This is a genomic window from Magnetospirillum sp. UT-4 (assembly GCF_902729435.1).
Taxonomy (GTDB): Bacteria; Pseudomonadota; Alphaproteobacteria; order Rhodospirillales; family Magnetospirillaceae; genus Magnetospirillum.
This window is the reverse complement of the sequence record NZ_CACVCG010000002.1, coordinates 24476-38702: the sequence shown is the minus strand read 5'-3', so window position 1 is coordinate 38702 and position 14227 is coordinate 24476. Positions and strand designations below refer to the sequence as shown.

Annotated in this window: 8 protein-coding genes; 4 read left to right on the top strand and 4 right to left on the bottom strand. The window is 70.5% G+C overall.

Going from position 1 to position 14227, the window contains the following annotated elements; all coding sequences use genetic code 11:
• Nucleotides 1–153: 153 nt before the first annotated feature.
• The 3 genes from MTBUT4_RS00165 to MTBUT4_RS00155 are packed head-to-tail and all read right to left on the bottom strand — an operon-like array spanning nucleotide 154 to nucleotide 5434.
• The gene (locus MTBUT4_RS00165; protein WP_173977639.1) at nucleotides 154–1488 is read right to left on the bottom strand and encodes an HlyD family type I secretion periplasmic adaptor subunit; all 1335 of its coding nucleotides are present in this window, start codon (nucleotides 1486–1488) and stop codon (nucleotides 154–156) included.
• Nucleotides 1485–3482 (bottom strand): peptidase domain-containing ABC transporter, encoded by a 1998-nt coding sequence (locus MTBUT4_RS00160; RefSeq protein ID WP_173977638.1) that lies wholly within the window; start codon nucleotides 3480–3482, stop codon nucleotides 1485–1487. The genes MTBUT4_RS00165 and MTBUT4_RS00160 overlap by 4 nt, the downstream gene beginning before the upstream one ends.
• Nucleotides 3479–5434 carry a TolC family protein gene (locus MTBUT4_RS00155; protein WP_173977637.1) on the bottom strand — a complete coding sequence of 652 codons (1956 nt, stop codon included), beginning with the start codon at nucleotides 5432–5434 and terminating at the stop codon, nucleotides 3479–3481. The genes MTBUT4_RS00160 and MTBUT4_RS00155 overlap by 4 nt, the downstream gene beginning before the upstream one ends.
• A 175-nt stretch (nucleotides 5435–5609) precedes the next feature.
• Here MTBUT4_RS00155 and MTBUT4_RS19760 point away from each other — a divergent pair, with 175 nt between their 5' ends.
• The 4 genes from MTBUT4_RS19760 to MTBUT4_RS00135 all read left to right on the top strand — a co-directional run bounded on the left by MTBUT4_RS19760 (nucleotide 5610) and on the right by MTBUT4_RS00135 (nucleotide 13569).
• Nucleotides 5610–10103, top strand: a complete 4494-nt coding sequence (locus MTBUT4_RS19760) for a FecR domain-containing protein (protein WP_173977636.1) — start codon at nucleotides 5610–5612, stop codon at nucleotides 10101–10103.
• Between the two features lie 87 nt (nucleotides 10104–10190).
• The gene (locus tag MTBUT4_RS00145; protein ID WP_173977635.1) at nucleotides 10191–12737 is read left to right on the top strand and encodes a HAMP domain-containing sensor histidine kinase; all 2547 of its coding nucleotides are present in this window, start codon (nucleotides 10191–10193) and stop codon (nucleotides 12735–12737) included.
• Entirely contained in the window at nucleotides 12734–13102 is a 369-nt protein-coding gene (locus MTBUT4_RS00140) for a response regulator (protein WP_173977634.1), read from the top strand. Before MTBUT4_RS00145 ends, MTBUT4_RS00140 begins: the two co-directional genes overlap by 4 nt.
• Nucleotides 13103–13110: 8 nt before the next feature.
• Nucleotides 13111–13569: a cache domain-containing protein gene (locus MTBUT4_RS00135; RefSeq protein ID WP_173977633.1), complete on the top strand. Its 459-nt coding sequence runs from the start codon at nucleotides 13111–13113 to the stop codon at nucleotides 13567–13569.
• Between the two features lie 270 nt (nucleotides 13570–13839).
• Here the strand turns inward: MTBUT4_RS00135 and MTBUT4_RS00130 are convergent, their stop codons facing one another.
• Nucleotides 13840–14196 (bottom strand): hypothetical protein, encoded by a 357-nt coding sequence (locus MTBUT4_RS00130; protein WP_173977632.1) that lies wholly within the window; start codon nucleotides 14194–14196, stop codon nucleotides 13840–13842.
• Nucleotides 14197–14227: the final 31 nt, after the last annotated feature.

Sequence of the window (14227 nt, the reverse complement as noted above, 5' to 3'; positions counted from 1 at the left end):
AAGCCGGGCCTTCCTTCGGGTGGATTGGTCGAGGTCGGGGAACCGCTTCCGCCGCTTTCGCGGCCTTGGCTGTTTCCCAGCCCTTTCCGCTCCATCCATGACAGGGAGATGGGGCGTGCCGGACCGGGGCGCCATCACCCCGAGGCGGTATGCCTAAAGCCGCGAATCCTTCAGCAGCGGTTCCAGCACCGTGCGCAGGATGGATTTCTGGCCGACGATGACCGAGGCGGTGCCGACCATGCCGGGGCGGATGGCGTGTTCGCGGCCCCTGCCGTCCTTCAGCCGCGACTGGTGCACGGCGATCACCGCCTTGTAATAGGTGGCGCCGGTGCGGGCATCGTCGAGGGCGTCGGCGCCGACCATGGTGACCTCGCCGTCCAGGCTGCCGAAGCGGAACGGGTCGAAGGCGGTGAGGCGGACCGAGGCCGGCAGGCCGGTGCGGACATGGCCGATATCCTGGGGCGGAACCCGGGCCTCGACCACCAGCACGTCGTCCAGCGGCACGATGTCGAGCAGGGTGTCGCCCGGCTTGGCCACCTGGCCGACGCTGGTGATGGCGCTGAACTTGACGATGCCGTGGACCGGCGAACGCAGCTCGCTGCGCACCTCGCGGTCGCCGGCCACCGCCATGGTCATGCCGAGGGCGCGGATCTCGTTCTCCACCTTGGCGATCTCGTCGAGCACCCCGGCCCGCCAGCCGCGTTCGAACTCGGCCAGCTTGGCTTCCGATTCGCGCAGCTGGGCGCGCAGGCGCTCGACCGATTCCCTGATGGTGGCGCGGTCGCCCTGCAGCGTCAGCTGCTCGCGTTCCAGGCGCATCACCTCGTCGCGGCCGGCGACGCCGGCTTCCAGGGCGCGGGTCTTGATCGCCATCTCCTCGGCGATCTTGGCGACGGTGCGCGACAGGCCGTCGCCCCGGGTCTCCATCTCGACGATCTCGCGGCGGCGACGCTCGATCTCGCGGCTGATCACGGCGATCTGATCGGTGCGGTGGGCCAGGCGCTCGCTGTGGACGGCGACCTCGCGGCGCATGGTGTCGGCATCGACCTTGACGTCGGCCGGCCAGGAAATGGCGGCGGTGCCGGCCAGGTCGGCCTGCAGCCGGGCGACCCGGGCCTTGGCCGCCGACCACCGCGCCCAACGCTCGGCGTAGTCCTGGGCGCCCTGGGAATTGACCAGGCGCAGCAGCACCGCGTTCTCCTCGACCTCGTCGCCCTCGCGCACCAGGATCTCGCGCACGGTGCCGCCCTCGTAATGCTGGATGTGGCGGACCTGGCTGGAGGGCTCGACCCGCACCGGCACCGCCACCACATCGTCGATGTCGAGCACCGCCGCGCCGCCCAGCAGCACCGCGAAGGTCAGGGCGGCCCACACCAGCAGGGCGGTGGCCGAGGCCGGGGTGAGCCTGGGCGCGGTGCCGAACACCGGATCGCGGAAGGCCGAGGCGGCGGCGCTGACAGTGCCCTTGCGCGGCGTTTTCCGGGTCATGCCCGCACCCCCGCCCGCGCCGCCTCGACCGCGCCGAGGCGGCCGCGATTCATGGCGACGGTGCGCCGCGCCAGGGTCAGCACCGCGGCGCGGTGGCTGATCAGCACCAGGGTGCGCCCCTGCGCGATCTGGTCGAGCACCCCGACGACGCGGCGCTCGCTGGCCTCGTCGAGGCCGTTGGTGGGCTCGTCCAGGATCATCACCGGGGCCGGGCGCAGGCAGGCGCGGGCCAGGGACAGGAACTGGCGCTGGCCGCCCGACAGGTTGCGGCCGCCATCGGCGACCTCGAATTCCAGGCCCATGCCCGGCGGCATCACCTGCTCGGCGCCGAGGGCGGCCAGCAGCGCCACCATGGCCTCGTCGGACAGGGTGCCGTCCAGGGACAGATTGTCGCGCACCGTGCCCGAGAACAGCAGCGGCGTCTGCGGGCAGGTGGTGACGTGGCGGCGCAGATCGGCGGGGTCGAGGGCGGCGAGATCGACGTCGTCCAGGCGCACCCGCCCCTTCTCGGGCGTCAGCATGCCGGTGAGCAGCTTCTCCAGCGTGCTCTTGCCCGAACCGGGCGGGCCGACCACCGCCAGCCGCTCGCCCGGGGCCAGCGTCAGCGAGACCTCGGACAGCGCCGGATGGGCGGCGCCGGGATAGCGCACCACCACCGCCTCGACCGTCACCCGGCCCTCGGCGGTGGGCTTGTGCACCAGTTTGCCTCGTCCCCGCTCGGTCGGCCGGCTGGTGGCCTCGCGCACCGATTTCAGCGCCACCAGCGCGGCGATGCCCTGGGGCACCACCGCCAGGATCTGCATGGTGGCGCCGGTGAAGCGGGTGGCCAGCATGGTGGCGGCGATGATCACCCCGGCCGACATGCCGCCCTGGATGGCCTCCCAGCCGCCCAGGCCGACGGCGCCCAGCACGGCGAGATTCTGCGCCAGCAATCCCAGGTGCCCGCGCCAGGCCGCCAGGGTGCGGATGGCCCGTGTGGTGGCGGCATGGGCCAGCGCGGCATGGCGGAAGCGCGCCTGCAGCAGGGCCGAGGCGCCGATGCGCCGCGCCGCCTCGGGGTCGGCGAAGGCCTCCCAGCTGGCCTGGTTGCGCCGCGCCGAAGCCGCCGACAGCGAGCGCTGCAATTGCCGCTGGCGGTGCAGCGTCAGCAGGTTGAGGGCGGCGATCAGCAGGTTCATGGCCACCACCGCCGCCGCCACCATGGGGTCGCACAGCAGCAGCCCGATCAGGAACAGCCCGAGGAAGGGCAGGTCGGCCAGCAGCGATACCGCCGCCGCGCCGAAGCCGTCGCGGATGGTGTCGTAATCCTGCAGCAGCCGCAGCAGCTGGCCGGGCGGCGGCGTCGCCCCCTCGTAGCGGGTGGCCAGCACGCGGCGATGGGTGGCGGTGGCCAGGCGGATGTTGCCGGCATGCAGCGCGTCCTCGACGAACAGCGCCCGCAGGCGGCGGAACGCCTGCTCGAACAGCGCCGCCGCGGCGAAGGCGGCGGCCATCACCAGCAGGCTGCGCAGCAGCCCGTGCGGCAGCACGCGGTCATAGACCTGGGCCGAGAAGATGGGGGCGGCCAGGGCCAGCAGATTGGCCAGCAGGCCGGCCAGGGCGGCCCGCCACACGGTGGGCCGCCACGAGGCGAGCAGCGCCCCCAGCGAGGTCGGCACCTGGGTCTCGTCCTCGTCCAGGCGCGGGCGCACGAACAGCACCGGGGCGGCGGCCAGGCCGGGGATGCGCCGGCTCAGGACCAAAGCGCCCTCGGCGGTGAAGGCGATGCAGGGCATCAAATCGTCGGGCAGGGCGCCGGGATCGGCCACCATCTCCACATGGGCGGCCAGGCCGAAGCGCTCCAGCGCCTCGGTCCAGGCCTGCTCGAACCCCTCGGCGCGGCTGGCCCGCACCGCCTCGGCGAGGGCGGTGGGCGACACCGGCTGGCCCTGCTGGCGCAGGCACTGCGCCACCACCTTGGCGTCGCGCTCGACGCGGTCGGCCTTGGGTTTCATTCCCGCCCCTTGGCGCCGCAATCGGGGGCGGCGGGGGCCAACTGGGCGCAGATGCGGGTGGCCTCGGCGGCATCGGCGGCGGTGGCGAACAGGCGCACGAAGCGGCCGCGCGAACCCAATTCGACCGGCTTCATCATCGGCTCGCCGGAGAGGGCCGGATTGCGCTGGCGCAGATCGGCCCAGACCTGGGCGGCGCGCGCCTCGTCACGGTACGAGGCGAGGTAGACCAGCTGGCGCGGAGCGGCGGGAACCGGCGGCGGCTGGATGATGGCCGGTTCCGGCATCGGCGGGGGTTCGAGGGCGGCCTGGGGAATCAACGCCATCGGCGGCGGCGCGGGTGGCGCCGGCGCCGGCATCTCGACCACGGTGGCGACCGGCTCGGGCGGCGGCGGCATCTCGACCACCACGGCCGGCTCCGGCGGCTTGGGTTCCGGCGGCTTCACCATCTCGACGGGCGCCGGCTCGGGCGCCTTCGCCATCTCGACCGGCGCCGGCGCCGGCACATTGATTTTGGGTTCCGGCGCCTTGGCCACCGACGGCGGCTCCTGCAGCGGATTGCGGCCCAGCGCCGAATCCCGCTTGGCCCGCGCCCCCTCCAGGTCGGAATAGATGAGCAGGCGGCGCAACGAGGACAGGGTGCTGGCGGCCTGCGCCTTCATCTCCTCGATCTCGCTGCCGCTGCCGGTCTTGCGGGCGTCGCCCGACAGCTTCCTCAGGCGGCCATCGACCTCGGCCATCTGCTCGGTGAGGCGGAATTCGCGGTAGGCGTGGCGGTACAGGCTGTCGGCCACGTGCACCTGGGTCATCACCGCCATGGCGGTGGCCATGCGCCGCGCCCGGGTGATCTCGGCAGTGGCCTTGGCGTTGCCGATGCGCCGCGGCGCGCTGATCAGATCCGACAGGCTCCACGCCACCTTGAGGCCGGCATCGGCCCACATGGAATTGCGGACGAACGAGCTGGAATCGAAGTGGCCGCCCAGGAACGGGCCGATGCCGGGCACCGTCTTCAGCATCTCGGCGCGCACTTCGTCGACGTCGATGCGGAACTGGCTCTCGTCCACCCGCAGCTCGGGCCGGCCGGCCAGCGCCTCGGCGACCAGGGCGTCCATGTCGGAGCCCGGCTCGCGCACCGTCAGGCCGCCATCCTCCTCCTCCAGCTCCACCAGCCGGAAGCCGGCCGACGAGGTCAGACCCATCAGGCCGGCCAGCTCGGCCCGCGAGGTGGCGGTCTGGCGCTGCATCTCGGCGATCTGGCGCAGGTTGTCGATGATGGCGCGCTGGTGATTGAGCAGCTGCTTGGGATCGCCCACCTGCGCCACCTCGGCGGCGCGGGCCTTGTCGACCGAGTCCTGCAGCCGGTTTTCCAGCGCGCGGTAGCGGCGCTCGGCGGTCTCGTTGACCACCGCCCGCCAATAGGCGATGCGCACGTCCTGGACCAGCACGTGGAGGGCGCGGCGGCGCTTCTCGCCGGCGATGATGGCGCGGTCGTCCTCCTCGCCCGAGCGCAGCACCGCCAGCCCGAGATCGACCATGTTCCACGACAGCGACAGATCGGCGGTGGTCGAGGCGCGGTCCTCGGAGGTGCTCCAGTCGTCGGAGGTGACCCCGGTGCCGGTATCCTTCGAGGTGGTCTCCTTGACCCGCGAGCGCACGGTGGCGGCGCCGCTGAGCGACGCCTGCGGCAGCATGGCGTAGCGGGCGAGCTGGGCCTTGCCGGCGGCCAGCTCGGTCTCCATGGCCTTGACCCGCAAATCGAGGTTGTGGGTCACCGCCAGGCGCACCGCGTCATCGACGGTGAGCGCCCGCGCCGCCAGTTCGGCCGGCAGCTCCTGGCGATGGCGGGCCAGGGCGGTGGACAGGTCGCTCAGCGGCTCGGGCACGGCACAGGCGGCGAGGCCGAGACCGGCGCAGGCCAGCAGGGCGACACGGGAGACGCCGGAAAAGCGCGACAAGGGACAACTCCTGAACCGCGAACGGACCGAAAGTATGGTAAGGATTTCTATACGGATAAGTTAACATAATGCCAGCTGGTTCAGGCTTTGCGTTGATAACCTGCCTTAACCGGGGCAGAATAGGCTCCCAAAGGGTCCGCGACGTCGGACCCGTTGATGCGTCAGGGCAACCAGAATGGCAGACCCGCGTTCGCAGGCACCGGCTTCCACCGCCAGGATCGGCTGGATCGAGACGATCCGGGGCGACGCCACCGTGCGCCACGCCGACGGTCGCGTCGAAATCCTGAAGAAGGGCGACGCCCTGCTGCAGGGCGACACCGTCAAGACCACAGACGGCGCCGAGATCGGCATCGTCTTCATCGACCGCTCGACCTTCCATCTGGGCTCGGGCGGCGAGGTCACGCTGGACGAGTTCGTCTTCGATCCCACCGCGCCGCAGAATGCCACCGCCACCCTGTCGCTGCTGAAGGGCGAGTTCTCGCTGGCCTCGGGCCAGGTCGCCCATGCCGCGCCCGGCGCCCAGAAGATCGTCACCCCGAGCATGACCATCGGCATCCGCGGCACCACCGTGGCCGGCGAGGTCGCCGCCGACGGCTCGGTGTCCATCGCCCTGCTGCCCGACCGCGGCGGCACGGTCGGCGAGATCGCCCTGACCTCGGCCGCCGGCGAGACCGCGGTGGTCAGCGCCCCCGGCCAGGGTGTCTCGGGCTTCTCGGGCGGCGCCATCCAGGTCGCCGCCGTCGATCCCGGCCGCTTCGCCGCCGCCGCCGCCGCCCTGCCCCCGCCCGACGCGCCGCCGCCGCCGGCCATGCAGAACGTCCCCACCGCCCCGGCCCAGCCGCAGGCCCCGGCCGGCCCGGAAAAGGCCCCGGCGGCCGAAGCCAAGGCCGAGGGTGCCGGCGGCGAACCCAAGGGTGAACCGAAGGGCGAGGCCAAGGCCGAGCCCCAGGCGGCCGAGCCCAAGCCGACCGAACCTCAGCCGACCGAACCTCAGCCGACCGAACCTCAGGCGGCCGAGCCCCAGGCGGCCGAGCCCCAGCCGCCGCCGCCGCCGCTGCTGGCGCCGGACCCGGTGATTCAGGTGGAGCCGCCCCCACCGCCGCCGCCGCCACCACCGCCACCGCCGCCACCGCCGCCGCCGCCGCCGCCACCACCGCCTCCTCCGACGCCGGACCCGACGCCGCAGGAGACCGGCCGGGTCATCGACGGCTATGTCGATGGCGCCACGGTATTCCGCGATGCCGATGGCGACGGCGTGTTCGATGCGGGCGAGACCTCGGCCACCACCGCCGCGGACGGCAGCTTCTCCATCGCCGCCGGCAGCGGCAACCTGGTCGCCACCGGCGGCACCGACACCGATACCGGCCAGCCGCTGGCCATGACCCTGACCGCCGCCCAGGGCTGGGCCATGATCACGCCGCTGACCACCCTGGCGGTGGCCATGAATCCGGGCGATCCGGCGGCCGGCATGGCAGACGTGAAGACTGCGCTGAACCTGCCCAACGTCGATCTCGGCAGCTACGACCCGGTGGCGGAGCTATCGGGGGCGTCTCCCACCACCGCCAAGGCGGTGCTGAAGGCCGGGGTGCAACTGGCGACCACCGTCTACGTGCTCGAGGACGCCATCAACGCCTCGGCCGGGCCGGGCAGCGTCACCGCCGGCGATGTCATGGACGCCATCGCCACCCAGGCGGCCCTGCTGGGCGCCGGCTTCGACCTGGAGGACGCGGCCAGCCAGACGGCGGTGGTCAACCAGGTGGTGAGCGACACCAGCATCACCCTGCCCGACCCGGCCGCCAATATCGGCGCCCTGGCCGCCAACGCCCAGGCCACCATCGGCGACGCCTTCGCCGCCGACACCTATACCGGCGCGACCTCGGCGGCCTTTCTGAGCGGCTCGTTCACCTCCAGCCTGGGCACCCTGGTCGGCATCGACATCTCCAACGCCGCCGACGTGGCGGCCAACCTGGCGACCCTGAGCAGCGCCGGGCTGACCCAGTTCACCCTGACCAGCGGCAGCGGCACCCTGACCGCCGCCGACGCCGCCGGGCTGCACTTCACCCCGGCCGGCGGCGCCATGACGGTCACCGACAGCGTCGCCAACATCACCACCTACGCCGCCCAGTTCGACGGCATCTCGGTGGTCGATCCCAACATCGCCAGCGCCAGCTTCGACGCCGACACCTACACGCTGCTGGCCGACGTGCTGACCAATTCCGGCGGCACCCTGACCGTGACGGTGGATGCCACCCATGCCCTGACCGGCGGCGTCTCGATCGCGGCGGTGGATACCATCACCGGATCCGCCGGCAACGACGTGCTGAACGTGGCGGCGCTGGGCGACACCATAATCAACCTGGGAACCGGCAACGATTCCTTCTACGCCGTCACCCAGAGCGGCTATGGAATCATCACCGTCGATGACTGGTCGGCGGCCGATTACATCTCGGTCGGCAGCTTTTCCGGCCCGACGGCCAGGCTGGTGTTCAACCAGACGGCGTCGGTGGACACCGCCGACAACACCATCTTCGAGGTCATCAATTTCGAATTCATGGGCAGCGGCGCCAGCACCTTCACGGTGGACAACGCCTATGTCTCCGGGCTGGGCACGCCGTGGGTGGCGGTCTGGCAATCGGGCACCGGCACCCTGACCATCGATGCCAGCGCCCTGGCGGTCGGGAATTCCGCCCTGGTGGCGGTCGGCGACGGCACCGGCGCGGTGGCCTTTACCGGCGGCGCCGAGGTCGACAAGGTCGATTACAGCGCCAGCGCGACGCCCATCGTCGCCGACTTCACATCCGGCACGGTGACGCGCGGCGCCACCACCGACACCATCAGTGCGGTAGAGGTGATCGATGGCACCACCGGCGCCGATTCCTTCGAATTCGACGGCAGCGCCCCGGCGGAGGTGTCCGGCGGCGGCGGCGCCGACTACTACCTGTTGACCGGCCTGGGACCCCAGACCGTCAGCATCCACGGCAGCGGCGGCAGCGGCACGCTGTATGTGGCCATCGCCGACCACGGCGACGACTACGCCTTCGACTCCATCGAGTACGACGGCAGCGATTACATCATCAACATGACCGGCGGCAGCGCGGTGATTGTGGACCCGGGCAGCGGCTTCAACATCGAGGGCCGGGCGCTGGTCGGGGCCGGCGCCGAGACCGGCGCCAACGACATGGTGGTGGCGAAGGCCGGCGACACCGCGCTGCTGGGCGGCTTCGGCGACGACACGCTGGTCTGGGTGTCGGGCGTCGCCACCATGGACGGCGAGGCCGGCACCAACGAGGCCGATTTCCGCAAGGCCACCAACGCCGTCACCCTCGACCTCGGCACCGGGACCGGCACGGTCGGCAGCGATGCGGTGACGGTCAGCAACGTCACCACACTCATCGGCGGCAGCGGCAACGACGCGCTGACCGGCGGCACCGGCGACGAGCGGTTCCAGGGCCGAGGCGGCAGCAACGTCATCGACGGCGGCACCGGCATCGACACCGTTTCCTACACCGACCGGGCGGCGGCGGTGACGGTCAACCTGGGCACCAGCAGCGCCATCCATGCCGGCGGCACCGACACCCTGACCAACATCGAGGTGGTGGTCGGCTCGGACTTCGCCGACAACATCACCGGCGACGCCAATGCCAACACGCTGTCCGGCGGATACGGCAACGACGCCCTGTACGGTGCCGTCGGCGCCGACTCGCTGGAGGGCGGGGCCGGCGACGACGTCCTCTACGGCGAGGACGACAACGACACTCTCGACGGCGGCATCGGCGACGATACTTTGGTCGGCGGCGCCGGCAACGACACCCTGACAGGCGGCGAGGGCGACGACAGTTTCACCGGCGGCACCGGCGCCGACCAGTTCGTCATGGAGCATCCCTCCACACTGCAAAGCGACACCATCACCGATTTCTCGGTGGCCGACGGCGACACCATCGCCAACGCCTATGCCTCGCCCGGGGCCTATCGGCTGGACTCGGCCACGGAAATGGTGGCCCTCGATACCGGCTACCTAGGCACCATCATCTTCGGCGTCGGCAGCGACAACATGACCACGGCCGAGTTCAACAACTCGTTCGGCGTCAATTCCGGCTCGCTGATGTCCGAGATCGACAATTCCGCCGGCCTGACCGGCACCACCTATTCCGACCTGCTGGTGCTGGCCGGCACCACCGCGGGCAAGGTCGCCGACGGTGGTGCCGGCTACGACGTCATCCAGGACTTCTCGGGCAATTCCAACACGCTGTCGGGCGGCGCCGGCGACGACCTGCTGCAGGGCGGGGCCGGCGACGACCAGCTCACCGGCGGCAGCGAGGCCGACACCTTCGTCCTCGACATGGTGGGCAAGGATACGGTCACCGACTTCGCCGTCGGCTCCGACGTGCTGGCGCTGTCGGATGCCCAGTTCGGCCTGGGCTCCAGCGGCACCCTGGCGGCGTCGGATTATGTCGAGGCCGGCAACGCCAATGCCATGAGCGCCACCTTCCACGATTACGGCGGCACCGGCGACGGCATCATCGCCATCGACGACGGCGGCGGCGGGCTCGACATCTGGTACACCACCAGCATGGAAAACGCATCGACCGCCAATTCGACCCAGATCGCCCATCTGGACAGTGTCGATACCTCGGCGATCGACAACACCAGCTTCCAGCTGGCGGTCTGATTTACAATCCGTTCAAACGCACCTGGAACTGTGTTCATCCCACATACCCTATGGTATAGGCTGTTCGGATAGGCGACGGGGTCGGGCATGGGGTTCCTTCGCGGCTTCGGCATTCGTGCCAAGCTCATTCTCATCTTCGTGGTGATCAAGGTCATCCCGCTGCTGGTGCTGGCGCTGTTCGCCTGGCAGGGGCAGCAATGGCTGGCGGCACGGGTGTCGGAAAGCGTGGTCGGCATGACCCGCAACATGCGCGACACCATCGACCTGGTCGCCAACACCACCACCCAGTCGGCCATCAAGGCGCTGGACGATTCGGCGCGCGAGGCGCTCGAGCGGCTGACCACCGACACCGCCCGCACCGTGGCGCAATTCCTGTACGACCGCGACAAGGACGTGCGCTCGGCGGCGCGGGTGGCGCCCTCGGCCGAGGCCTACCGCCAGTTCCTGGCCGAGCGTACCCGCGCGGTGGAACGCCACCATCCGTGGGTGCTGACGCCCGACGGCGCCAAGTGGGTGCCGGGGCCCGAGGCGACGCCGCGCTACGACCTGCCGGCGGTCGAGCCCTCGGTCGAGGACAACCGCAAGAACTTCAACTACCGCCCGCCCGAGGATGTCGGCCTCACCTTCGAGAAGCCGCTGTTCCTGGAGATGACCTTCATCGGCCTGGACGGGCGCGAGAAGGTGAAGGTCACCACCTCGCCGCTGATGGCGCCCGAATTGCGCGACGTGTCGCGGCGCGAGAACACCTTCGTCAGGGCCGAGACCTACTACGCCGCCCTGAAGGCGCTGAAGCCGGGCGAGATCCACGTTTCCGACGTCATCGGCGCCTATGTCCCCAGCCGCGTCATCGGCCCCTACACGCCGAAGGCGGCGCAAGCGAAGGCCATCGCCTTCGAGCCCGAGCAGGCCGCCTTCGCCGGCACCGAGAACCCGGTGGGCCGTCGCTTCCAGGGCCTGGTGCGCTGGGCCACCCCGGTGGTCGAGAGCGGCAAGGTGACCGGCTGGGTGACGCTGGCCCTCGACCACGACCACCTGATGGAGTTCACCGACCACATCCTGCCCACCGGCGACCGCTATTCGCCGATTCCGGACGCCGCATCGGGCAATTACGCCTTCATCTGGGACTACAAGGGCCGCTCGGTGGTCCATCCGCGCCACTACTTCATCACCGGCTACGATCCCCAGACCGGCGACCCGGCGGTGCCGTGGCTGGATGCCGACCTGCACGCCCAGTGGAAGGACAGCGGCAAGCCCTATGCCGAATTCATCGCCACCGCGCCGACCTTCCATGAGCAGTCGCTGAAGAAGAAGGGCGCGGTCGAGCTGGTGAAGTCGGGCAATCTCGGGCTGGATTGCCGCTACCTCAACCACGCGCCGCAATGCATCGGCTGGATGAACCTGACCAGCCAGGGCGGCTCGGGCTCGTTCGAGATCTTCTGGAGCGGGCTGTGGAAGCTGACCACCGCCGCCACCATCCCCTATTACACCGGCCCCTACGCCAAGTCGCCGCGCGGCTTCGGCTTCGTCACCATCGGCGCCAATGTCGATGACTTCCATGCCGCCGCCACCAAGGCCAAGGCCGAGACCGACGCGGTGGTGGCCCAGCGCGACCTGGAACTGCAGGCCAATCTGGACAGCGTCATGGCGCTGATCTCGACCCAGGTGGCCGACATGGCCCGCCAGCTCACCGGCTCGACCCTGGTGATGACCGTCATCGTGGTCGGCATCGCCATCTGGATGGCCTCGTTCCTGACCCGCCGCATCACCGCCATGGTCCACGGCATCCGCCATTTCCAGCAGGGCGACCTGTCCCACCGCCTGCCGGTCCACGGCCAGGACGAGATGGCCAACCTGGCCCAGTCCTTCAACGCCATGGCCGACAGCGTGCAGGAGTCCATCGTCACCCTGCAGGACGCCAAGCACCGGGCCGAGGAAGCCAGCCGCATGAAGAGCGAGTTCCTGGCCAACATGAGCCACGAGCTGCGCACCCCGCTGAACGGCATCATCGGCTTTTCCGAGCTGATCCGCGACGAGGCCGGCGACGACGAGACCCGCGAGAACGCCGACATCATCGAGCGGTCGAGCCGGCACCTGCTGGAGTTGGTCAACTCGATCCTCGACATCGCCAAGATCGAGGCCGGGGCGATGGCGCTCAACGCCGTCGAGACGCCGCTGGCACCGCTGGTCACCGAGGTGGCGGCGGTGCACCAGCCGGTGGCGGCGGCCAAGGGCATCGGCTTCGAGGCGGTGCTGGCCGGGGATCTGCCCGCCACCATCGCCACCGACCCGCTGCGGCTGCGCCAGGTGCTGCACAATCTGCTGAACAACGCCGTCAAGTTCACCACCCAGGGCAAGGTCGGGCTGGAGGTCGCCGTCGGCGAGCAGGGCATCGTCTTCACCGTCGCCGATACCGGCCCCGGCATACCGCCCGAGATGCAGGACGCGATCTTCGAGAAGTTCCACCAGGGCGACGCCTTCCTGACCCGCTCCCACGGCGGTACCGGCCTGGGCCTGACCCTGGCGCGCAACCTGGTGCAGCTGATGCACGGACGCATCGGCGTGCGCTCGACGGTGGGCGAAGGCACCGTGTTCGAGGTGGTCCTGCCCATCGCAGCACAGGAGGAGAAGGGGTGAAACGGGCATTGGTGGTCGACGACAACGATGTCAACCGCGTCCTCGCCTGCCGTCTGCTGGGCAAGGCGGGCTGGGAGATGGCCGAGGCCGAATCCGGCGAAGCCGCGCTGGCGGCGCTGGCGGCCGGCCCCTTCGCGCTGATCCTGCTGGACGTCAGCATGCCGGTGATGAGCGGCGAGGAGGTGTGCGCCCGCATCCGCGCCGAGGGGCTGGGCGGGGACGGGATGAAGGTGGTGGCCTACACCGCCCACGCCATGCCGGAGCAGGTTCGCGCCCTGCTCGATATCGGCTTCGACGCCGTCCTGTCCAAGCCGGTGTCGCGCGACCGTCTTGCCGCCACCCTGGCCGAGCTTGGCCTGTCGTGAGGTCCGTAATGAACGCCGTCCTGCGCATCCTGATCCTGGCCGTCGCCTTGTGGGCCGGCCATCCCGCCGCCGCCGCCGAGCCGCCCAACCCGGGCGGCGTACGGGCGCTGACCCTGAAGGCCGCCGCCCTGGTCGAGGCCCAGGGCCTCGACGCGGCGCGCGAGGCCTTCCTGGCCGATGGCGAGTTCAAGCACGGCGAGATCTACGTCAACGTCATCGACACCAACGGCACCTGGCTGATCTATCCGCCCCACCCCCGGAACGCCGGCAAGTCGGTGCTGAACGTCAAGGATGCCAACGGCAAGCTGCTGGTGCGCGAGATCGTCGCCACCGCGCTGGACAAGGGCGAGGGCTGGGTCGAGTACCACTGGCTGAACCCCGCCACCAACCGCATCCAGCCCAAGCAGACCTTCGTCAAGCACGTCCCCGCCCGCGGCGTCATCGTCTATATCGGGCTGTACCGGTAGGCGGGCGGCCCCCGCCGTCATCGCCGGGCTTGACGAAAAAATGGTTCTTCACGGACTGGCGGGGAGTCCTAAACCATAATGGACGTCGTCCCCGCGCAGGCGGGGACCCAGGGGTGCACCGACACCGTGTCCGCGACTCCTGGGTTCCCGCCTGCGCGGGAACGACGGGTGGCGCTTTCGGACCTACTCCCCGCCAATCCGTGATGAACCGAAAAAAAGGGGGGCGGCGGCCGCGTTTCGCCTCGCAGCTCGGGGCCCGGCGAGGGCAATCTAAAACGTCTCGGAATTGGTGACCTCGACCGCCTGCCAGACCATGCCGAGGACGCGGTCGATCTCCTCGACGGTGGCGTCGTCGGCGACCTGCGGCAGCGGCATGTCGATGCCCTCGGCCTCCAGCAGCTCGCGCGCCTGGGCGAAATAGAAGTCGCGGTATTCGGCGGTGGTGCGGAAGCGGGCGTTGAAGGCGCGGTCCACCGCCTCGCGCAGGGCCAGCAGCTCATCCTGCTCGGCGGCGGTCAGCATGCCCTCGCGGGCCAGCAGCTCGGCCTGGCGGGTGCGTGCCTCCTCCAGGCGGGCGCGCCAGTTGGCATCGTGGTGGGGCATCAGGCGGATCGTCGCGGCTACCATGGGCGAAGCATAATCGGCCCCAACGGCGCTG